The sequence below is a fragment of the Mycobacterium sp. 050128 genome, assembly GCF_036409155.1.
Taxonomy (GTDB): domain Bacteria; phylum Actinomycetota; class Actinomycetes; order Mycobacteriales; family Mycobacteriaceae; genus Mycobacterium.
Genome location: NZ_JAZGLW010000007.1, coordinates 100449 through 122362, shown reverse-complemented (window position 1 = coordinate 122362; position 21914 = coordinate 100449). Strand labels below are relative to the sequence as shown.

Genomic DNA, 21914 nt, shown 5'->3' with positions numbered 1-21914 from the left:
CCATGTTCCGCCGTTATTTTCGACAGTCAGCGGAAATGTAAAATTGAGTGCGGCAAATTGTGAAGTTTGCGCGACGACGCGCGCTCGGACGTGAACGCGGGTCCCCGGGGCCGGCGCGTCAGGGACTTCGGTGGCGGTGTCGGCGTTCTTGATCACGGCGCTTTGATAGCCGCCGATCGGTTTGATTCACGAGTCGGCCACAACGTAGCGGTCCAGGCCGCTCGTGGCCGTCAGGTACGTGTTGATGAAGCCGCTCACCACGGGATAGACCGGGCTGCTGGGGCTCAACGGGTGGTCGTAGCCCTGTTTCACATCGGCGCCCGGGCCGGGGTTACTCATCGGCACCGGCCAGTCCATTGCGCGCGGTTGGTAGTGCCAAACCGCCACGGGCACACCATAAAACGCGCTCGCTGCTTCCGCCGACGCGTAGGAGCGTTGCTGCACGACCACGACAACCCCATACAGATCGACGTCGCCGACCGAGCCGTTGGGCACCACCGACCACACTTTGGGGGTGTTGATCACCGCTGGCGGCGGCGGAGCCGACTGCGCCGCCGCGAACGCTCTGTCGGACTCGGAAAGCGTGATGAAGCGTTGCAGCGTCGACTGTTTGGAGCTCGGCGTGGTTAACACCGCGGCAACGAAATCAGCGGCGAACTGACCCGCGGCGGCGCGCTGATTGCCGGCACGGTTGGCGATTGCGGCGACGTCGCTGCTATCAGGATGAGATGCACTGAAAAAGACCTTCAGCGAGGCGGCGAACCCGAACACCGCAAAGAGCGTCACGACCGCGATCGCGGCCTGACGAAGAAGACCGCGGCCGCGGCCGATGCGCGACTGCCAGGTCCTCGACATCGTGATGGTGCTCATGAAAGCTGGTCCTTTAGTTAGGCGAGTGGCCGAAGAACTGCAGTTGGCTCATCGCGAAGGTGGCATCGACTGGGGTGCCGGCCGTGGCGCCGCTGGCGGGATCGGCCGGCGGTGGCGACGCCGGGTCAGAACCCGGTGCACCCAGCAGGGAATCCATCAGCCCGTTGGGCGGCTGCTCGCCCGCGCCGGCGCTCGGCGCAGCCGCCGGCGAGCTTGGCAGCGGATTCGCCGGCGGACGATCGGTGTGCAGAATAATCACATCAACACGGGAGACCAGGACTCGTCTGGGCAAGGTCACCGAGACCGGGCCGTGGACGCTGTGTGTGTCGACTGGCAGTGGATCCGTGACGAGTTCATTGCCGTTGAAAAAGTTGAACTGCACGTTGGTCACGACGCGGTGCTGCATCCATTCCTCTTTGCCGCCTTGGGTTTTGGCCACCCAGCCCGGAGTCACCGACAGCGAATTGAGCATGTAGCTGCATGCCGAGTTCGGGCGCGACGGGTCGCACATGAACTGCACGTGCAGCACTTGGCCGTCGAGGCGGCTTTCCTGTGGTCCGCGGCCACACACCCACGCCGAGTCGGTTGCGGTGTCGGTCAGCGCCAGCGTTGAGCGTGCGGCGAGCTGGTCGCCCGCACCTCCGTCTGGGGTGCAACTGGTGCTCCAGGGGGTATACGGCACGGCCTGATCCTGTTGTGGCACGGCGGCACTGGTCGTCGGAGCGGCGGCGACCGCGGCGATGGTGGCGTGGTGCTGTGGCGGTGACACTGGGTCCGGGCCGCCGCCGAATCCGGCGAATGCCACCACGATCAGCACCGCCACCACCGCAGCACCGCAGCCCAGCCAGACGGCCGTTCGTTTTGCCCCGCGATTGACGTCGGGATCGGTGTGCTCGCCCACTTCGGCGGGCTCGTCGAGTTCGTGCGGCAGCGCGGTAGCGGCCTCGGCGGCTGATGCAGGGTTGGTGCCGTCGTGCTGGTCGACCGCGTCGTCCTCGACTCCAGTAGGCCCCTCGCTGTTGGCGCAGTCGGCTTGGGGCTCAACCTGATCGGTGACGGTCAGGACCGGCCCGTCATCTAAGAGCTGCGCGAGCATCCAGTCTTGGGTCGACGTTGTCCCCTCAGCCACCGCGCCTGTCCTCCATGATCACGTCACCGTCGATGACCGGGTGGCGCTGAGGTTGTCCCTGACTGTCCACCCACACGGGGACGAGCACCCAGCCCGCGGGACGGGCTTGTATCGGCTGCGGTGCGGGCGCCGGCCGGGGCACGGCGACACTCCTTGCCGGAAGCAGGGTGGCTGGCGGTGTAGCGGCTTTGCGGGCGTGGCGATCATGCAGCCGCACGGCCACGACAACGCCGAGTGCGACGATGAGTAGCGGCCAGGTCCGGGCTAACACCTCGAAGAGGGCCAGCGCGGTGGCCATCGTGGCCAGAAAACCCATGCAGAGGAACGCGATCAGTATTCTCATGAAACGACCCTAGTTATCGGATGTGACAGAAATCCGGGTCCGGAATCTGGTAGCGGATATGGGGCATTTCGTGCGGTAGGGTGCGGGATATGACCGCCCCAGCCGACGGGATCGACCGGCTCATCCACTTCGTCGAGGCCCGTCTCGCGCAGCTGAACATGTCTAAGCAGGAAGTGGCGGATCGCGGCGGCCCCGGTGTCGATACCCTCGTCAAGGCCCGCCGCCGCAAAGCCCAAAACACCCCGGCTGTCGGCACTTTGCTGCGCCTGGACGCCACCCTCGGGTGGCAACCCGGCTCTGCGGCGGTCGTGCTGCTCGGCGGCCATCCCATGAGCCTCACTCCCCGCCGTAACCGGGCCGGCCTTCGCGAAAAGAAGCACCCACTTCGGCCTGTCAGTGAAGACGAGATCACAGAACGGCTCACGGCTCAGCTCCGCGACGAACTCGACCGGCTCGAAGAGGACCATGCCGCTGTCGAGCGGCGCATCGACCTTATTCGGCGCGTCCTCATCGAACTGAACCCCGATGAGCAGTTGGGCGCCTGGCACGGCTCGACCACTTCGATCGCCGACGCCAACTCTGCGTGAATCGCTGGTCACGGGCGCGTCCTTTCGCCAGGCTCGTGCAGCGGTCGTGTGTCGACCACCCCTGGCCCGGTCATGTCGTAGGCACCCAAAATGGCCGCCGCGTCCTCGGGCGTGATCGGCTTTTTGACCGGGGTCAGCGGCCACCATTGGTCAGATCCTGCGACAGCCAGCCAGCCCTCGGCGATGCCGTAGATGCCCGCCACCGTGGGAATCATGACGAGCTGTAAACACAGCCAGGGCAGTACCGCGATTTGGCCGAATGAGCCTGCCGGGTCGTAGACGAGCTGAGAAATCACCACCGTCAGCGCGGCGAAGGCAGCCCCAGCCCACAACATCGCCGCGACCGGGAAGCCGCGCAGCGTCTGCGGGATCAGGCGGACCAGCATGGCCTTCAACACCCACCCCCCTGCCCACCCGATCGGCGCAATGACGGCTGCCGCCACTACGAAGGCCACCTCCACGCGCGCGGCCCGCGACTTGGCTGCCCGCATCCACAGTGGATCGATTCGGGTGTCGTCGTGTGGATCTGGTACCGCCGAGGTGCGAATGCGCTGCCGTTTGCGCACGATCCGCCCGAGCTGCTCGGCGCGGCAGCGCTGAATCGTCGACCACCATTGGTGGTAGGCGATCCATTCTCGCCGGACGTCATCGAAGCGGTCCGGAGGCAGGTCAACGGCCATACTTTGAGCGTAAAGCGCCCAAAGACGCTCTCCTGCGCTATTTTTTGCCGCCACTGGGCTGCCGCGGGCCCAGGATGACTCCGATCTGGGCTTCGCTGCCTGCTGTTACTGATTCACTGAGGCGGCGCTGCTGTTTAGTGCCCACAGTGTGTGACGTCCGCTGGCGGGAGTGCGCGCGGCCCGCGTGACTTCTCCGCGACAGCACAAGCAGGTTGTGGTACACGCCTCAGCCGGCGGGCCACTTGTCAGCGCCACGCCCGCCAGCCCCCGTGGTCGGAGACGGCGCCAACGCTCACCGCCGCACAGGGCCCTGACATATCGCCAAGCTCTGACCTACGGCAATCCGACCCGTCGCGCGTCGTGTCGTCGGCGACTAGCCTCAAATGCGTGTCGTTTCGGCGGCCTCGGCGGCCGTGTCTTCGTCAAGACTATTCACGTCCAAAGACTCCATTTTTTGAGATGGCAAGTTTCATTGGCACCAAAGTAGCACTGTAACAACGTGTTTAAGATGCTACACGCCGCCGGCGAGCGGCGCGCAGCTCGTCGAGGTATGTGATGAACTCGTCCCAATCGATCAGCTCTACCATCTCGCCTGGCGCGCCCCTGGGGATCAGCCGGGCCTCCCCGATGTTGCGGGGCAGCAACTCCGCTGGCTCCAAGGCATTCCCGAAGTGGCGGCTGGTGCTTTTGTTATCCGAGTTGTGATCGTAGCTTTGGTGGCTGCGTGTTGCTTTGCCTGACCAGAATGCGGCCGATTCCATGATATCGCGCTCGTGGGAGCCGTACATGATCATCGCCGCGGGAGTGACATCTCGGATGGCCTTGCCTTGCAACGGGCCATAAATGGCATCGAGTTGCGAACCGGCCTGCGCCGCAAAGCAAATAGAACATCCGAGCCCACGCGATTCGGCCAAATACTGGGGAAGCCGAGGAATCGGAGTGTTGGTGATCTCGTCGAGGAACAGCCCGATGCGGTGAAATTCCTCCCACTGCGCCACTTTCATACGTTGCCGATTGATCAGCTGATCCATCAACACAATTGCTTGCGCAGCGACCGTTCCATCAGCAGGGGTCAGGAGGAACAGCGTGGCGTCTGCGCCGTCGAAGAACGACAAGTCCAGCGACGGGAACTTGCGGTCGCGTTTGGTTGTAAGCAGCCAGGCGGTGAGAACTTTGGTCACGGTCATTTTCACCGAATCGCGTTGCTTAGGTTCCATTTCCAGCACGGCGCGCACTCGCGCCTCGAACAGCGGGTCAGCCGTCCACGCGGCGGCGCTGGCCCATCCGGGTTTCCATGACGTTTGGTAAGCGTCGTGACGATGGCCGACTTCGACGTTTTCTGAGGCTTCAAGGGTCCACTCCATCCCCTGCCCGGTGCCCTCTGGGCTGGCCGCGTACAGCAGGCACACCAGCGGTGCAAGCGCTAGCTGATCCCACGGCCCAGGATCGGAGCCCTGGCGAAATGCGCTGCCGGACAGGGCAATTGCTGATGTGCTCAGCAGGCTTTGGGCTGTTGCTATAGCGTCGTTGAGGCTGGTGATCAGCGCTGTGGGGTCAAAGCGGTACGAGACATAGTCTTTGGGATAGTAGGGCGCAGTGATCGGGCGCAGGTCCAACAGCGCTGTAGGGCCGTAGCGGCGCGACGCCACCATTTGCATCAGGTCGTCTTTACTGGATGACACAAACGCGGGGCCGGGCCACAGCACCGCGGACTGGGCCAGCCAGCGGCGTGTTTTGCCGGTTCCCGGCGGCGCGAACCCACCGACGTGGGGCGCCGTTTCCAAGGGAACCAGCCGCCCGTGACCGTCTCGCGTCCATCCGGCGAAAGGGGTTACCGGTGGCCGAAATCCGTCAGTGCTGTTCGCAATTGCCATTCATCAACGGTAAGGCCGCCGCAGTGGCGTTGACTGCACAAAATTCGTTGCAAGTGGCGGCCTCGGAATCTTCCGCGCGCCGAAACACGTCTCACACAGACCGTCACTAACATCGGTTCGGCAGCTCGGGCACCGAATCACACACTGCGCGCAGTAATCCTTGCCATCCCAGGCCGCCGGCCCACTGCTGTCAGGCTCTACGACGTTGAGCCAGCCGCGAACTCTCGCATCGGCGACGTCGGTGAGCACAAAGCAACGCGCGCAGGACAGCATTTCGATCGGGTCCCGTTGCGCCTCAGTCTGATTGGTCTCAGACGGAGGGTGTAGATCCTCGGAAATCGTGATGGCCGCGCGGATTTGGTCGAGTGTGTAGAGCCAACCCACTGGTTCAACCCAAGTCCGGGGCACCAGCTGCATGATCACCGGCCCTGGCAGGCCGCAGGCCTGGCTGACTTCTTTGATGGTGAACAGGCCACTCGAATCCGCCGAGTGGTAGCGCCGGGTTCCATCAAGTGCGATCACGGTGTTCTGCGCAGCCATGATTTAAGGTTAAATCCTCGACACCCCGTGGCCGTCCGCTATTTTCACGGGTCTTTAGGCGCTGCCGGTCCACGTTTGTTCTTGACGGAACACCACCATGGATAGGTCGACAGTTCGTGCGGCGGTCGTGATGCGCACGGTCGACTCCGAGGTCTGCTCAAACCTAATATCGGGCACCATGGCGTCGGTTGGGCTGTGGCCCACAGTGATCACTGTTGAGGACAGCCCGGCCTGCGGCGCGATGGTAGCCCGATCGTTGACGATCACCGTTGGTACGAACTCGGCGGCCCGGCGTGCTTCGACCACTGCGATGTTGGTTTGCGATACCGAATACCAGCGCCGCGGCTCGCGAGAGTAGATGGCGACACGTTCGCCCGCCGCGGCGGCCCGGATCAGCAGCTGGCGTACATAGAAATCCGAGGTGTCCATGACAATGCGGGTCGGTTGCGCCGCGTCGGTCAACGGCCACATCACCAAGTCGTCGCGCTGGATCGGCGGCCACGCCGACTTGTCGTCACGAAGCGCCGCTCCGACCAGGATGCCGGTCGGACCGACTGGGACCTGCACCTCGTCGACGGCAGTCAACGGCCGAGCCGGCAAATGCAGCGCGGGTTGGGTTGTCGGCGCGGCTCGCAGTGCAGCGTTGTACTGGCTGCCCGGCAACGTGTTGAGGAACAACGTGGGGGGCTGCTCTGGTGGGCGAGGGTCGTTGGTACGCACCAGCGCCGACACCGTCACCGGGCCGGCGGGGACTTTGCGCAGCATCAGCACATGCACGATGTGGTCGCTCCGCAGTGACCACATCTGGTTGAACGATTCGGTCGTGATGTCTTCGGGCGAAAAGTAATACGAGGTCACATAACCGGGTTTGGCGTTGATGGTTTTCCACCCGACGTCGGCTTTGGGGCGTGTCCGTTGCGCAGCGGTCAGCGGTGCGGACGCGGCACCCGCGGCACGTTGATGGCGGCCGCCCGAGCCGATCAGCTCGAGCTGGTCGGCACCCTCACCGGCCGCGGCGGTATCGAGGTCCTCGACCTCGTCGATGACCGGCGGGCGGGGCGGCGCACAAGCTAGGCCCATGCTGAGGTCCTCGAGCATCGTGTCTTGTTCTTCGGCGTTGAGAACGCGGGCCCGGCAGCCTTGCTGCTCAAGGGCTTTGACGATGCGCTCGGTCGCCGCGGCTGCCGCAGAACCGATCGAGCGGCGGTACATCAGGCCGCGGACCGATTCGTTGATGTCGAGGCGCACGATCAAATGAGTGGTGCGTTGCCCGGCTGCGCCCCGATCCGCCAATAATGTGCCGTAAAGCTGCGGGTACCCGGTGCCCGGGCGGACCCGATACCCTGCGGTCGCGACGTCGATACCCAGGTGCAGACCGCCGGGTTGTTCCATCAGACCGATCACCACGTCGAGCGGCAGCAGATTGTCGGTCAACGCCAGCGTCGAACCCCGCAGGTATGTCGGTGAATACGGTCGGCCGTCGACTTCGATCATCGCGACGGCCTCATTGTCGGCGGTGCGCACTCCGTACACGTTGCCGCCGTGGCTGATGTCCACCGCAGCGCCCACGGCGGTGGTGTGCCGGCGAGCGCGCATCCAGCGTGACCGGTCCAGCACCCAGGCTGCGGCGTTGCGCCGGTGCACCGTGACGACCAGCAGCACCACCGCGGCCAGGGTGATCCCTGTTGCGGGCCACCACCCGAAAAGCCACGTCGGCAGTGCGGCGAACGCGCCGATTCCGATCACCTCGGCGCCGACGACAGCGCCCAAGGCGGGACGGATGGTGACCGGGCGCGCTTTCACGACATTCTCCGTTTGATGGCCATTACACCAAAGAGCGCGCCGGCGGCCAGGACCACGACGCCCAGGCCCAGCAGGGCTACGTTGCGTGGCCGCAGATCGGGGGTCGGCGGCTTGGGTGGCACATGCAGAGCCGTGCTGAGGTGCTCGACAGGCTTGGGGTCACCCGGGGTGATATCGAAGGTCAGGGCGGCCACGGGGTCCACCACCCCGTGCCCGACCTGATTATCGACGGTGTGGGCGGGATTGTGGGCGGTCTCCATGATGCGCCGAATCACCTGGTGTGCACTTAGATCCGGGTATTTGGCGCGCACCAGGGCAGCGACACCGGCCACGTACGCCGCCGAAAAGCTGGTGCCCCACACTCCGTTTCCGGTGCCAGGGTCGGTGCCGGGTGAGGCGTTGACCGCCGCACCGTTGACACTCGAGAGCCCCATGATGCGCGATCCGGGCGCGGCGACCCCCACCCAAGGACCGTTGATGGAATCGGGCATCGGCTGGCCTTCCGGGGTCACCGCTGCCACAGCGAGCACGTAATCGGAGAACCAGGCCGGGCTCACAATGGTGCGCACCCCGGCCCAGTCTCGTGGGTCATCGACGTTGAGCGGGTTAAAAACCGGGTTCTGGCCGCAGTCGTGCTGCATGGGGTCATTGCGGTTGCCGGCCGCGGCCACGATCACCGCGTCCTTGTCCACCGCGGCGTAGCGCACCGCCGCCCCGAGCGCGTCTTGATTGACCGGTGCCGCAGCGTTGGTGCACGACGCCAGCGACACGTTGATCACCCTCGCGCCGCGGTCGGCCGCGGTGCGGATCGCTTTGGCCAATGACAGGACATCACCGGCTTTGCGGTGCAGGTCTTGTTCTTCGGGGGTCGGATGGGCCGGAGAGAACGCGGCGGAGGCTTGCCTGATTGAGATCAGCGTGGCGTCAGGCGCCACACCGACCACCCCGTCAGGTCCCGTCGGCGGGGGTCCAGCCACCAGCGGTTGCCCCGTGTTGGAGCCTCCCGCACCGTCGGCGGGAGCATCGCCTCCCGGCGGGGGTGGCGGCGGTGGGGGCGCGGTCACCGTGACCGTTGAGGGCGGCGGCGCTTTGGGAGTCGGCGGCGGAGGTGCCGGATTGGCAGGCACCGGTGGCGGAGCGGCCGGTGCCCCCGCACCGGCCGGTTTCGACGCGGGCCGACTGGCGGGGTTCGACGGGGCGGCGCCGATGATGCTGGCGACGAAGGAACCGTGGTTGTCGCAGTCGGTCAGTCCACCATTGGGCAATCCCTGCACATAGTCGCCGCCAGCGAACAGCGACGGGAACCGCGGATTGGGGGTGACGCCGGTGTCGACGATGGCGACCGTCACCCCGGCGCCCGTCGAATACTGCCAGGCCTGCGTCACGTTGAGCATCGCGTTACCCGGGGCGGGCTGGGCGACGTTCGGATCGGCAATTACGACGGGCAGGATGCACGCCTCGCTTTGCCGCATCTCTTCGGCCGGGCCCGGTGTTTCCGCCGGCGGCAACGCTCCTGGATCGATCACCGGCGGCGCCACGGCCATCGCGGCCGGCGCAGCGATCACATGGGCGGCCACCAAAGCGGCCGCACCCAATGCGGAGGCCGCGGCCTTGACACGCATCAGTGATACCTCACGAATTGAATGAGATCGATCGTCCACGCGGCGAAGACCACCACCACAGTGGTAGCGAGGTATTCGGCGTACTCGACGACCTCGCGGACCGGCTCAGAAAACATGTGGGTGGGCACGATCGCCCCAGCGAGCAGCGCAGCCAGCGCAATGCCCACCACGGCCGCCGCGCACGCCAACACCGCACCGGTCGCGCCGGCGTTGGCCGCAAATCCGTAATGGGCGGGGATGGCAAACAGCGACAACGCCGCACCGACAACCAGCGTGATGGCGTGGCGGCGGTCCCGAAAGGCGCGCGCCCGCAACACCGCAATCAGCGCAATGCACGCGCTGACCACAACAAAGGTCCACTGCGTTCCCACGCCCGGCTGGACCGCGAACCACGACGCGGCCACCTGTGTCGCCGCCGTGCCCAGTAACAGGCCCATCAACACGCGGTTAGACCGCAAGGCAACCTCGCCCACCTGTTCACCGGTCAACGTAATATCGCGCGGGCTGTCAGCGACCGGGGAAATGGTGTCCTCAGGATCGCTGGGTGAGCGTTCATACATGTCTTTGCCGGTGATTGATTCGAAGCTTTGGCGCGGCACGCGCGCCAAACGGCGCCCGATCCCCGGGGCGGCCAGCGAGACCGTCAATACCCCCACCAACACCACGACAGCAATGCGTTGGCCCGGCACGGCGAAGAACATCCGTGCCGCCGCACTGCCGAGCCCGGCCACCGAGACCGTCACCACGGCGGTCGCGGCCACCCAGTAGCGACCAGTGAGCTTGCCCAAGGCCGCGGCCGCGATCAGCGCGACACCTGCTGCCAGCACGGCGTGGGGCGCGCCGGGATGCGCGCCGGGCGGGGTGGTCGCGCCGGCGGCGACCAGCGCCACGATCACCGCCCAGGTTGTCGCGCCGGCAATGAACCGGTCCGCGCCCATGCGCGTAGCCAGCAGCGCGGCACCGGCCAAGACCAGTGCGGTGGCTCCGAAAATCGTCGGCACCAGCCATCCACCCGCACTCGCCCAGCGCAGCCGCCACACCAGCAGCGCAGCCACACTCAACGCGACCAGGGTCAGCGCAACGGCCACCCGGGCAGCATCCAGCGCGGTCACCGCCGGGAAATGCTGTTTGGCCCACTTCGCGATCGCCGCGCTGACGTTTTCGATGTTGGGTTCGTAGCGCTGGGCTGTCGCCGCGGGCACAAACGCGAGGAGCTCCGCGTCATGGACCCCCTGGGCTGCCAGGGACAGCTTCCCCGACAGCATCGTCATGCCGGCCGCGCGGGCGAACACGAACGCGCCGCCGGGCAGCTCTTTGGCCCCGACCGATTTGAGCCGCCGGTTAATGGTGTCGCGGGTGGGCTCGACGAGCTTGGCCAGCGGCACCGCCGCAGGAAGCAGCAAATCGATCTGGGTGTCCCCCACCAGTAGCGACACCCGGCTCGACGGAGGGATCAGCGTCTCGGCCGCAGTGGCCGCGGACTTATCGGCGGTGGCGGTCATGGATTCCCCTCGGGCCGTCGGTGGTGGCGGCGAAGTGCTCGGCGCACGCCGCGGCCACTTTCAGCAGCGCGCGGTGGGTGCTGCGGTTGATGTCTCCCTTGAGATCGATCACCCCACCCGGGCGCAGGTGCTCGTCGTAGGGCATCTCGATCACCTTGTGGCCCCCCTGGCTGAACCGTTCGACCAGCAGCGCGCGATCACGCTTTGGGGAGTGACCGTCGGAGTCGTTGAGCACCACCACGGTTCGGTTGAGCAGGCTGGTGTAGCCGTCGTTGGCCAGGTACTCCAAGGTCTGCCCGGCCGCGGACGCGCCGTCGTACCACGGCGAGGACACCACGATCAGCGCGTCGAGGTCGTTGAGGACCGCGCGGGTTACCGGGGAATCCAGGGTCGATCCGCAGTCGACGATGGACAACGTGAAATGCCTGTCGAGCTGAAACGTCGCTGCCTGGTAGACCGCCTGGTCAAGGATTCGGCGCCGTGCCGTCGCCGACTCTCCGCCAAGGACATACAAACCTGCTGCGTTGCTGCCCAATCGGCCGCGAATGTCAGCGAAGGTATCCAGGTGTTGGTCGGCGGCTAACTCCCAGTAGGAGCCCGAGGCTGAGGGGTCGATCCGGCTGGCGAGCTTGCCGAAGGCCGTGTCTGCGTCGACGGCGACAACCCGGTCGTCTTTACGCAGCGCGGCGAAAACCGACCCGACACTAGCCGAAACGGTGCTCTTGCCAACCCCGCCCTTGCCGAGCACACCGATTTTGTATTTGCCGCGCAGCAGCGACTGAATCTGTGTTTCCAGCTCGTCTTGCTCACGCTCGTCTCTGGATCGACCGAGATTAATCAGCTTGAAGGTGGCCCGATAGAGAGCTTTGCGCCAGCCTCGCGTCGGCGGGGTGCGTTTGATCGGCACCAACTCACTGCTGCGGATGTTGTCCACATAGTTGTACTTCGTGCCGGATCCCTGAGCCTGCGACCAGGAGTAGGTCTCCTCTGGCGTTTCGGTTTCGCCTTGGCCAGAAGGCGGCTGCCATTGCGGGTGGGGCGCGTTGTCACCCGGGCGGGCCGGCGCCGGCGGCAGTTCACCCTGTGGGCGCGGCGCGCCGTAGGGCTGCAACTGTCCGGACGGGGCCGCGCCGGGTGGCTGCCCATAACGATCGCCGCCGGCCCGCCAATTGTTTGGGCCCGCTGGCGGGGGCGCCGCGGCTGGCCACGCGCCGCGGCGGCGCTGCAGCGCCTCCCACGCGGCAGTCTTCGACAGGTCGACCACCGATGTCACTTCCTCGTCAGGCCGCGGAAAGTCCTGTGCTGCCGGCGACGGCCACATCGGCCTCGGTGCCCCGCCGGCAGGGTCGACACGGTGTGCACCCGGTGGAACCGATGAGGCGCCGCCGGGGTTGGTGGGGTCCTCGGGGTGGCCCACATGGGGGCGGTCCGGCCAATCGAAGCGGGAGTGCGCAGCGGTCTGCGCTGAGGCGCCCAACCCGGCAGGCGGTTCGTCAAGCGCTGGAGCAGGATCGTCGCGATGCGCAGCGCTGTCCGGGTCTTCTGCGGCGCTGCCCGAAGTGTCTGTGGGGGGGTGCGGCCGCGGCGCGTTCTCGTCGATTTCGGGGTCTGGACGCTCGGTCATATTGTTGATCCTATCAGCGGCAATGCACGATATCCGCGCTAGTTGCGTTGGCCTGGATTTTCGTCATCGTTACTGGTCAGGGGGTTTTCGTTGGCAGTGTTTCGGCCCCGGCTACCGGCGCCAGGGTGTCATGCTGAGTGAGGGCGTCGGCGCGCGAGAGCGCCGGGCCCGGCGCCAGGGTGCGTATCAGAACCCAGGGCGCTTGGCGCGCCGAGGCGGTGGCGATGTGTAGTGGTTTGAGGGCCGAGTCGTCGAGCTCGATGCCGTAGCGGACGCCTTGATCAGACACCCACCACAGCGAGTCGCGGCTCACTGACACCGGGTCGGCGTTGGTGGTCATCACCAAATTCGTTGCGTTAGAAGCGATGTAGACCTGATCGGCCTCTGCCACCGCGCCGTTCGAGCGGGAGTCTTTCACCAAATGCACCAGCCGGTCATCGGATTCCGGCGGGGTGGGTAGCCCTTGGCCCGACAGCACGGTTATCTTGGCGGCCTTGTCGGTGGAGCCTTTCGACCACGCCAGGCAGGTGGTGCCGTTGACGTTGGTGTCCACCAGGTGCAGCCGGGTCGGCGGGTAGTAAGACACCGGCAATGACTCGACCACCGGTACGGCTGTGAGTCGGTCAGGCGACACCAGCACCGGGGCCAGGTCGCCGAACGAGTTCGACGAGCGCAGCAGCGACGCCACAAACGGCGAAATATGTTGAATCCCGTTGGGAAGCAACACAAATAACTGATCACCGGACTGCTGAACGTCATGAACCGACAGCACTGAGCCGATCGGCGCGGGCCGCCCAAAATCCCATGGCGACGGTTGCCCCGCGTTAGCGATCGTGGGAACGACCAACGGATCGGTGGCCGGGATCGCGTCGTAGAGCGCCCTCGACATTGGAATCGGTTGTGGTGCTGAGGAATCCACGCCCAGCGCCAACGCCACCGGTTTGTTGGAGACGTCGATCTCAGAGCGGTGCCCGTCCCAGATGACCACGGTTTTGTCGTCGTGGCGGGCCAGCACCGCGTTGGGCATCGTCAGCGGTGCCGAGCGCCGGCCGGCCAGTGGCCCAGCGATCGTCGTCACCACCGGGGCTTGGCCCGCCGACTTGGTTGCCGTGGCCGTCGGGGCGCTGTCGCACACCGCCCACTGCGACTCCAAGCCGGGGCGCACCGGCATTTGCGTTGGCGCACCGACGATTCCAACCATGGGACCTTGGGGATACTTGGCCAGCTCGGCGGCTTTGACGAAAGTCGGGTTGGCGTCCTCCCCCGAAATCAGGCGGGCGCTAATCAAATTCAACGCCGGGTGCAACCGGCCATCGACCATGACGTAGATGGCGCCGGTGTCGCGGTCGGCCAGGATTTGCGACTTGCCCACCTGCCCAGCCGGTTTGATGTAGGCCATCAGGGCGGCCAGCGCGATCATGACGATGGTCAAGGTATACCCGAGCACCAGAGCTGAGATGCGGCGCTGCTCCGGGTCGTAATCCAGGCGTACGCCGTGATGGCTCAATGCGGCCGCGTTGCGCCGATTCCAGAAGTAGTGCGCCGTAACCTGCAGTCGCGACGTGAGATTCAAGGCCATGAGGAAACCTTACCGGCGCTCATTGCACGATATCCGCGCTAATTGGGCGACCCAAGACATACGTCATGGCGACTGTCAGACCAGCTGCGGAGCAGACAGCAGGTTGGCCAGATCGTCGCGCAGACCGGTTGCGGTGGTCGGCCAGATGCTCGTCCATTCCTTGCCGTCCGCACCGGTGGTGGTGGTGAAACTGATCCGCCCATACTCGGTGTCGGCCACGGTCAACACGCGTGAGTGGGGGCGCACGTCGGGGCAGTGGTCGATGACGGCCACCACCGCCATCGCCGACTGATCCAAGTCCGCGGCCGCCTGCACCACCTCGACCTCCCACGGACCCAGGCCCAGCCGGCGCAGCGCCGCCGCCATCGCTTCCGGTTCGCGCCCGGCCGCGTCGATCGCCATTTGCATCATGCCTTTGGGGACGTTGATGCCGTCGATGTCGGCCGGCGGGTGATCACCGAAAGCGGGCAGCAGCATGTGGCACATCAGCTCGACTTGGTGTGTGGGCTCATCGCTTTCGCCCACCCCGCCGATCACCATCTCCTCGCCGTCGCGCGCTGCCATCGCCAAATAGCGGCCGTAACGGCACACCGCCATGACGCGCTCATGCACCGTGGCGCCGCAGTCCTGCGTCGCAGGCTGATCGGGCCGGCGAATAGTGAGGACCACCTCGCGCTCGGCGCGGCCGAGTACCGTCATCCAATCCCGCACCGCGGCGTCGACTCGGCCGTGCTCGTCGATCACGCCCGCCTGCACCAAGCTGTGGTATTGCGCAGTGTTGGCCAGGGGAACCTTGCCCGCGTCCGTCTCGACGATCAGATCGGAGTGCGCCGACGGGATGTAGGGCTTGAGATGCAAGCTGATCGGCATCCGCTCGACACCGAGCAACGCTTGCAGAGCCCACACGCATTCGACCGATGTGTTCAACACAGCTCGCAACCCCCGATCATGATGTGACGCGCAAGAGGGGGGCCCGCCGCAGCTGGCCCCCCTCTATACGGGTTCTGACGGCTAAACCCTGACCTAGATCGACTGAAAGCTTTGGCCAACGGTGCTGTCGGCGGCCTGGAAGGCCTGCGAGGCTCCGTCGATGGTGTCCCCGTGCCGGAAGATGACATCCTTGCCGTCCTGAATGCCCTCGTTGATCAACTGCTGCGCTTGCGCGTAGGCCTCAGCACCGTGCGGCCCCGAGAAGAAGTCGCGTGAGGACGCGAGCAAGTTATGTGCTTCTTGCCCAATCGAATCCAGCTCCTGAGCGAAGCTGTGCATGCCGGCCGTCATATCGGCCAGGCCGGCCGGGTGGTAGATCATTGGTCCTTCTGACATCGTGAATTCCTTTGCTCGTCGTAGCGAAAAATGCTGTGCTGGCAGGGATCAGGTGAAACGTAGGTGGCCCGCCACCGACGCGATGTGCCCTTGGGCCTCGGAGTCGGTGTTGTGGTACTGCGAGGCACCGCTGCGCAGCAGTTCGTTGACCGACTGGAATCGCGACTGGATCTTGTTCTGGGCCTCGTGGATTTCTTCAGCGGTCACCAGGTTGGTCGACCCGGCGCTACCCCGCAGGTACTGCGCGGAATTGCCATGCTGCACCAGGTCCGAATAGCGAGACAAAACGTCTTGCGCGCGATGGGACAATTCGTCCATCTGTCCGGCCAGGCTGACCACTGAACTTTGATCAACGTGAATGGGTTGTGACATCTAAATTCTCCTTGCAACAAATGGTGTGCCGTCGGTGGTGATTCTGAGTCTAGAAGCCCGTTGAGGGGGTCCCAGACGCTTTTTTCTCAGGCTCGTTGCCGCTCCCCCCTACTCGATCCGGGCCGCTCAGTGACCTGCATGGTGCGGCCCGGGCGCTGCTGCTCCCCGCTGGCAGTCTCGCGGCCCGCCGCCCCCGGGGCGCCGTAAAGGCCGCCGCCGCCCACACCGGCCGGGCGCGGCGACGACTCGCCCGCCGTCGTCGAGGAACCCTGCCAACCGCCCGGCAAGGTGGGCGCGGTCGGGGTGCTAAAGCTGCTGGCAGGGCGCACAAAGCTGCTCGATAACGCTGACGACCCGGTCAGCAGTCCACCCCCGCCTCCGCCGGCGGCGCCCATTCCCCCCATCGACGCTCCCGCAGCGGCGGTTTCGGGGCCCAGCCCGCCCGCGGCGGCACTGTTCAGACCATTCATCGACGACAGTGGGCCTAACATCCCGGAAAACAGCTGAGGCGCTTGCCCCAGCATCGACGGCAGCTGCTGGCCCGCCGACGTGACCTGTCCGAAGGCCGAACCCACCTGGCCAAACAGGCCACCGGCCTGACCCGCCATCGACGACATGATCGACGTCGGTTGCGACTGCCCGTCGGCCGCGGTGGTCATCGTTTTGGAGGCGGCCTGAAACGCGCTTTGCCCTCCGGTTTGTCCTACATCCTGGGCAACACCCAGCGCGGGGCCCAGCGGATTCGAGGCCGTTGGCGACAGCGGAAACGGTGCAGAAATCGCGCCCAGCGCCGTCGACACCACCGCGCCGTATTGGGTGCGGCTGGTCGCGTTGGTCACCCAAAAGTCAACATACTGTGCGTCGAGGACATTAATGGCGGGTGTGTTCTGCCCGAACGCATTCGTGGCGACTAAGCCGACTTGGGTGGCGCGGTTGGTCCAGACCACCGGGGCGGGAATCATCTGCTCGACCGCCGCGGTGTGGGCCGCGGCCACCTCAGCAGCTTGAATCTGACCGATACGAATCCACGCCGACGCTGCCGCACAGACCTCCATGAACTCGGCGGCAGACATCTGCATCATTTCCCCGGCCGGGCCTTGCCACCCCACCATGGCGGTGGTCGAGGTGGTCAACCCCATCGCCGTCAGCTCAGCGATCAGCATGTCGGCTACTGATTCGTAGCCCGCCGCCGCCCCCACCAAGCTCGCCCCGAGATCCCCGGCGATCATCAGGGTGTGATTCATGTCCGGCGGGACAGCACCGGCGTCCCCAAACGCGCTCATCGCGTCTTTGCCTCCCCCGGCGCCTGGCTAGATGACTAGCGTCGCCTCGTTCGCCGCGTCCATCGCGGTGTAAGCCACGCCGCTGCTGGCGATGGTCTGCGCGAACAGTGACCGCACCAGGGTCAGCTGTGTGAGCATCGCGTCGGTGGCGGCACCGTGCGCAGCGAAACCGGCGGCCGCGGCCGCTGACGCGTCCTCGCCTCCCGGTGGCAGAACTGCCGTCACCGGGCCGGCAGCACCGGCCATCGTGCCGCCCATCGTCGCTGCACCGCCCTCTTCGGCAGCTGAAGCGCCGGCGAGCACCGGAGCCGCGATCAATAGTGGATTCGTCATAATTCAGCCTCCCCAAATACATCCCGACTGTGGTGTCCAGTTTATGGCCCCGCGGACAACGTCTGACGCTAAATCTTACCGTTCACACGCGACACCCGCGTGTGAACGGTCGTACACCTATACCCACTTTTTCGTCGCACTATCCGCCGGTTAACGGCGTTTGCCCACAAACGGCGGCTCAGACCACCCCACCAGCACATTGTCGATGGCCGTGCGACGAGCCAGCCGACCCTTGCCCTCGCGCTGCGGCTCGGCATACACCCCAGGAACGATCACCCCGTGCTGGCGCAACCCATTCATCACCACCACTGGTGGCGTCATGTTCATCATCTTGCCCAACACGCCCTGCCCTGATTGCGCGTGATAGCTGAATTGCGCGATGTCGGCGGTAGCCACAATGTGTAGCCCTAAATCCTCGGCTTCCGCAACATATTGGGCCAGCGGCATCAATGGACTGCTGGCACCCGGCCACGCGGTGATCCCGTCGATGATCACAAACAATTCGCGGCCCTCCCAGAATCGCTTCGTGGCCAAATCCTCAGGCGTGGCGCCCGGCGGCGGCCGACGCTTTTCCAACAGCGCCGCCAATTCCTTGACGATTTCGGCGATCTGGTTGGGATTCTGCGCGTAGGCCGACAACCATTGCGTAGGCGGTACCACACCGATATTGGCGCGGCGGTGCTCCAACAAAATGATGGTCGCGTCCTCCGGGCGATACGAACGCATGATGCCGAGCATCATCGCGCGCAGCCACGTGCTCAGACCACACTCGGCAAGCCCCGTCGCCACCGCGTGAGGGTGATCGAAAAAGTCAATGGTCGCCGGAACCAGCGGCGCGCCAGGCAGATTCGACTCAGCAAGACCAAACGGCACCACCCGAGCCGGAAGCGGCTCAGTGATCCCGGCGAACACATCGTCGAGGAGAACCTTCTCCGGCAGCCGCGCCACCGCAGCAGCTTTCGCGACCCCGGCCACACGGCGCACCACCGCGCTCAACTCGTCTGCCTCGAGCTGGCGCGCTGCCGTGTCCGGCTCGCCGGACTCAGTGGGTGGATGAGCCAAAGCCGGCCAGCCCACCATCATGTGGTGCCCATCGGGGGTCAGCCCACGGCCCGGCTTGTCGGGGACCTCGCGCGCCGGGTTGCGTTCCGGATCGGCCCGGTCACGTTTGACGGTGGTGTCGTGCTCTTGGACCAGCTTGAGCTCCAGCGTCACCCCGGTCTCGGTCTTAATGCCCGTGGAAATCCCCGACAGGGTGCTGGTGTGGGTGTAGACCACCCGCACCCCGTAGTTCCGCGCCCGCATCAGCGCCGCGACCCGCGGCGCCAGATTCGTATAGGTTTCGGTGAAGTTCTTCCACCCATCGATAATCAACACGACGTCGCCACCGTCGACCGACCGTGCCGCTTGGACATCGGTAACCGGTGTGGCACCGGCATATTGGTCGGCGCCGAATTTCGCAACGCGCACCTGGTCCATGTCAAGGCGCTGTGTCGTGAACGCCCTATCGCGCTCGTTGACGATCGCTTCCACGGTCGCGATGATCCGAGTGACACCCTCGCTGTCGGTGCCCGCCACCACCGCCGCCACATGCGGAAGATCCGAAACCCGTGCCAGCTGAGGGCCGCTGGCCGCGATGCAGTAAAACTGCACCCGCTCCGGGCGATACAGCAGCGCCGTGGACGTCACCATCGTCATCACCGCAGTAGTCGCCCCCCGAGTCGGCGCGCCCACAACGAGGGCGTTGTCGCGAAGCAAATCCATGCAGTACGGCTCCTGGCGGGCCCCGCGCGGATAGTCGGCCAGCGCTACCGGCATGAACAGTCCCGGGTTGTTGCCATAGTCCACATGCCACGGCCGTCCCCGCCAGCGGGCCACCAACTCATCGGCCGGTGTGGGATCCCCCAGTACCGGCAGCCAGATGGGGCGCGGCGGCCGCTCCGGACCGGCCTGCAACGACTCGGCGATCGCCGTCACCATCTTGACCGGCTCCTGCTCTGGAGTCCGCGGTGCCGCCGGCGCGGCGCTCGCCTGATCAACGAGCTCAGGCTCGGGCGCCAGACGGCCGTCAACATCCTCGCTTTCGTCGACCGTGAACACCCGCGGAATGAACTCCGTGGCCGCCCGGCGCGGCGCCGGCGCGGCCTCCGCGCCCTCCTCGGGAGGAACGAAATCAGCCGAGGTGAAGAAGTAGCGAAACTTGCGCGCCTCCCGCAACGCCACCCGCAGATAGGCGGTGCCTTCCTCGCCCCGAGGCGCGATATGAGCGGCCCGGGCATCGCCGATCCCGGCTTTGGATTCCTCCTCCGTGCCGGTGCGCGCCGCAATGTTGTAGCCGAGCAACTTGGTGATGTCGCGCAGATTCTGGGTGTCCTTGGTCTGGCCCACCAACTTCAAAAACACATGCAACGAGCGGCCCACCCGGGCAATCCGCAAATACAGCTTGCGGAACTTCGGCCCCCAGATCGGGTCGGCGAACACCTCGTTGTATTCGTCGGTAATCACCCACAGCACCGGGATCGGAGGCAAAGTCGGATCAACCAGACGACGCCGGTTATAGCTGGTCACATCCGGGCAATCGTCAAGAGCGGCCAACATTTCACCCCGGCGATCCAGCTCACCGTCGAGAGTGTCATAAAGACGCCCCAACAAATGCCGTTCCTCATACAGGTTGCTCACCGCGGCCACCACATGCGGGAACCGGCTAATCGCCCCGGCCGCCGAGCGCAGCTTGAAGTCGGTGAACACGATGTTGAGGACCTCCGGGGAGTGCGTCAAACATGCCGCGGAGATCTCGGTGATCAAACCCTCGGACTTCCCGGCGCCGGTGGTGCCGATGAACAACCCGTGCATCCCCATGCCGCCCTGCGCGCCCTCCCGCAGATCCAGCCACACGGTTTCACCGGTGTCGGTGTAGAGCCCGATCGGGAAACGCATCCAGCCCGGCCCCTGCGCCCGGGTCGCTGCCCACAACCGGTCGGTGTCGAGGTGGCGGGGGTCACGAATCCCCAACACATCCAAGACATCTCGCTGCTCAGCCTCGTCGACGAGGGCCACACTCGCCGAGCCCTTAGCGCGATACCGGGCCAGGGCGCGAGCGAAACGCTCTGCGCCGTCAACGCTCATCTGATCGGCGGTCGCGTAGAACGCTTCCTCGAGCTCGTCGGACTTCGTGTCCGACGTCCCATACATCGTCGCCGCATGCTGCTGTTGCTCGCTGAGCAGCACCTGCTTGCGCAGCACTCCCCCGTCGATGCGGTAGGTCGTCTCCGGCGAAAATCCCACCCACTGCTTGGCGCCGCCGCCCAGCGTGCCGCCCGGGCGCGGTGGGACACGCTCTGCCAATCGGATAAAGCAGGTGCTGGCATATCCGAGCGCGCCGGTCAGTCCCGCCCAGTCCTCCGGGGTCGCGCAGTGATCATCGACAATGACCCGAAGTGGTTGCGCCCCAACGCCAGCCGACATGCCACTAGACGGCGCCGACCACGACTCCCGCGAGCTGTCGGGGTCCTCATCGAAGAACGCCTCCAACTCAGCCGGTGAGGAAAACAGCATCCGACGCTCACCGCAGCCATCGCGCACGCTGGCATGCTGCATGTGAGGAAGCCATTTCGCCCAATCCCATTGCGTCGGTGCAGAACTCACCACGATGATTTCCAGATCACCGGGGCTGTGAAAGGCGGCCAGCTGGCATAACATCGCACGCACCAATGCGCGCCCCTGTTCGAGGTTGCCTACGATCCCGACGCCGGGAAAACGTTGCAACCACACCGCTTTGGGCACACCATCGACGTACTCTTGGGCGTTCAAGAACTTGCGCAACGCATGCCCCGTTGCCGGCTCAAGGTCAGCAGCCTGTGCGATCTCCGGCTTTTCCAGCATCATCGCCAGCTTCACCTTGCCGACACCGACGCGCACCACCGAAAACATGTCCGCGCCCGGCTCGCGATCCCACATCCGCACCGAGCCTGCTACCGCAATCAAATCCTCTGGCGCCCAATGGAAATGGCAGCGATGCTCCCACTGCGCTCGGCGCTGAACATCCACAATGTCGCGCGTGTCGTCTTGCTGCGAGAACCACTTGCGCCGCCGCGCCGTCAGCTCGCCCCACGACATTTTCCGGGACGCCCCCCGGTTACGCACCACCATGCCGATCGCGCTAAAAGCCGCCATCCCACCGAAAAGCCCGAAACCACCGGCTAATTGGCGAGCACCCGAGGCGTACATCACCACGATCAAGCCGACGATCCCAACCAACAGCACGACCGGCAACACGATGCCCCAAATGCTTCGCGGCGGCGGGACCGGCGCCACAATAGGCGGCTCTAACTTGATCTTGCCGCCACCAGTTTTCGGGGGACGGACAGGATCGCCCGGGCGCTCAAATTTGTGAGTGGTCACCTCATCACCCTAACCCGTGTCTGCACCCAAATCCGCGCTAAATCGG

17 protein-coding genes are annotated in these 21914 nt (G+C 65.5%); 1 reads left to right on the top strand and 16 read right to left on the bottom strand.

Going from position 1 to position 21914, the window contains the following annotated elements; all coding sequences use genetic code 11:
* Positions 1-186: 186 nt before the first annotated feature.
* Genes SKC41_RS29245 through SKC41_RS29235 form a run of 3 tightly spaced genes read right to left on the bottom strand, consistent with a single transcriptional unit; the run spans position 187 to position 2342 of the window.
* Positions 187-870, bottom strand: coding sequence for a conjugal transfer protein (locus SKC41_RS29245; protein ID WP_330981189.1), 684 nt, complete (start codon positions 868-870; stop codon positions 187-189).
* A gap of 13 nt (positions 871-883) precedes the next feature.
* A complete protein-coding gene (locus SKC41_RS29240; RefSeq protein WP_330981188.1) occupies positions 884-1999 on the bottom strand; it encodes a hypothetical protein in 1116 nt (371 codons plus the stop codon).
* Positions 1992-2342, bottom strand: coding sequence for a hypothetical protein (locus tag SKC41_RS29235; RefSeq protein WP_330981187.1), 351 nt, complete (start codon positions 2340-2342; stop codon positions 1992-1994). The genes SKC41_RS29240 and SKC41_RS29235 overlap by 8 nt, the downstream gene beginning before the upstream one ends.
* An 89-nt stretch (positions 2343-2431) precedes the next feature.
* On the opposite strand from SKC41_RS29235, the gene SKC41_RS29230 reads away from it, so the two are divergent.
* Positions 2432-2929 carry a hypothetical protein gene (locus SKC41_RS29230; protein ID WP_330981186.1) on the top strand — a complete coding sequence of 166 codons (498 nt, stop codon included), beginning with the start codon at positions 2432-2434 and terminating at the stop codon, positions 2927-2929.
* An 8-nt stretch (positions 2930-2937) separates the two neighbouring features.
* Here SKC41_RS29230 and SKC41_RS29225 read toward each other — a convergent pair whose 3' ends face one another.
* From SKC41_RS29225 to eccCa, 13 genes are all read right to left on the bottom strand, one after another.
* A complete protein-coding gene (locus SKC41_RS29225; RefSeq protein ID WP_330981185.1) occupies positions 2938-3609 on the bottom strand; it encodes a hypothetical protein in 672 nt (223 codons plus the stop codon).
* A 503-nt stretch (positions 3610-4112) separates the two neighbouring features.
* A complete protein-coding gene (locus SKC41_RS29220; RefSeq protein WP_330981184.1) occupies positions 4113-5483 on the bottom strand; it encodes a type IV secretory system conjugative DNA transfer family protein in 1371 nt (456 codons plus the stop codon).
* A 594-nt stretch (positions 5484-6077) separates the two neighbouring features.
* Positions 6078-7826 (bottom strand): type VII secretion protein EccE, encoded by a 1749-nt coding sequence (gene eccE / locus SKC41_RS29215; protein WP_330981183.1) that lies wholly within the window; start codon positions 7824-7826, stop codon positions 6078-6080.
* On the bottom strand, positions 7823-9448 hold the full coding sequence (gene mycP / locus SKC41_RS29210; protein WP_330981182.1) for a type VII secretion-associated serine protease mycosin: 1626 nt from the start codon (positions 9446-9448) through the stop codon (positions 7823-7825). The genes eccE and mycP overlap by 4 nt, the downstream gene beginning before the upstream one ends.
* Positions 9448-10950 carry a type VII secretion integral membrane protein EccD gene (eccD, locus tag SKC41_RS29205; protein ID WP_330981181.1) on the bottom strand — a complete coding sequence of 501 codons (1503 nt, stop codon included), beginning with the start codon at positions 10948-10950 and terminating at the stop codon, positions 9448-9450. The genes mycP and eccD overlap by 1 nt, the downstream gene beginning before the upstream one ends.
* Positions 10931-12574: a MinD/ParA family ATP-binding protein gene (locus SKC41_RS29200; protein WP_330981180.1), complete on the bottom strand. Its 1644-nt coding sequence runs from the start codon at positions 12572-12574 to the stop codon at positions 10931-10933. The genes eccD and SKC41_RS29200 overlap by 20 nt, the downstream gene beginning before the upstream one ends.
* Before the next feature lie 76 nt (positions 12575-12650).
* Positions 12651-14153, bottom strand: coding sequence for a type VII secretion protein EccB (gene eccB, locus SKC41_RS29195; protein ID WP_330981179.1), 1503 nt, complete (start codon positions 14151-14153; stop codon positions 12651-12653).
* Positions 14154-14228: 75 nt separating this feature from the next.
* Complete coding sequence (locus tag SKC41_RS29190; protein ID WP_330981178.1) at positions 14229-15083, bottom strand: ESX secretion-associated protein EspG; 855 nt, start codon at positions 15081-15083, stop codon at positions 14229-14231.
* A 93-nt stretch (positions 15084-15176) separates the two neighbouring features.
* A complete protein-coding gene (locus tag SKC41_RS29185; protein ID WP_330981177.1) occupies positions 15177-15479 on the bottom strand; it encodes a WXG100 family type VII secretion target in 303 nt (100 codons plus the stop codon).
* Positions 15480-15527: 48 nt separating this feature from the next.
* Positions 15528-15851, bottom strand: coding sequence for a type VII secretion target (locus SKC41_RS29180; protein ID WP_330981176.1), 324 nt, complete (start codon positions 15849-15851; stop codon positions 15528-15530).
* A gap of 86 nt (positions 15852-15937) precedes the next feature.
* Complete coding sequence (locus SKC41_RS29175) at positions 15938-17134, bottom strand: PPE domain-containing protein (protein WP_330981175.1); 1197 nt, start codon at positions 17132-17134, stop codon at positions 15938-15940.
* Positions 17135-17161: 27 nt separating this feature from the next.
* The gene (locus SKC41_RS29170; protein ID WP_330981174.1) at positions 17162-17467 is read right to left on the bottom strand and encodes a PE domain-containing protein; all 306 of its coding nucleotides are present in this window, start codon (positions 17465-17467) and stop codon (positions 17162-17164) included.
* Between the two features lie 150 nt (positions 17468-17617).
* Complete coding sequence (eccCa, locus tag SKC41_RS29165; protein WP_330981173.1) at positions 17618-21868, bottom strand: type VII secretion protein EccCa; 4251 nt, start codon at positions 21866-21868, stop codon at positions 17618-17620.
* Positions 21869-21914: the final 46 nt, after the last annotated feature.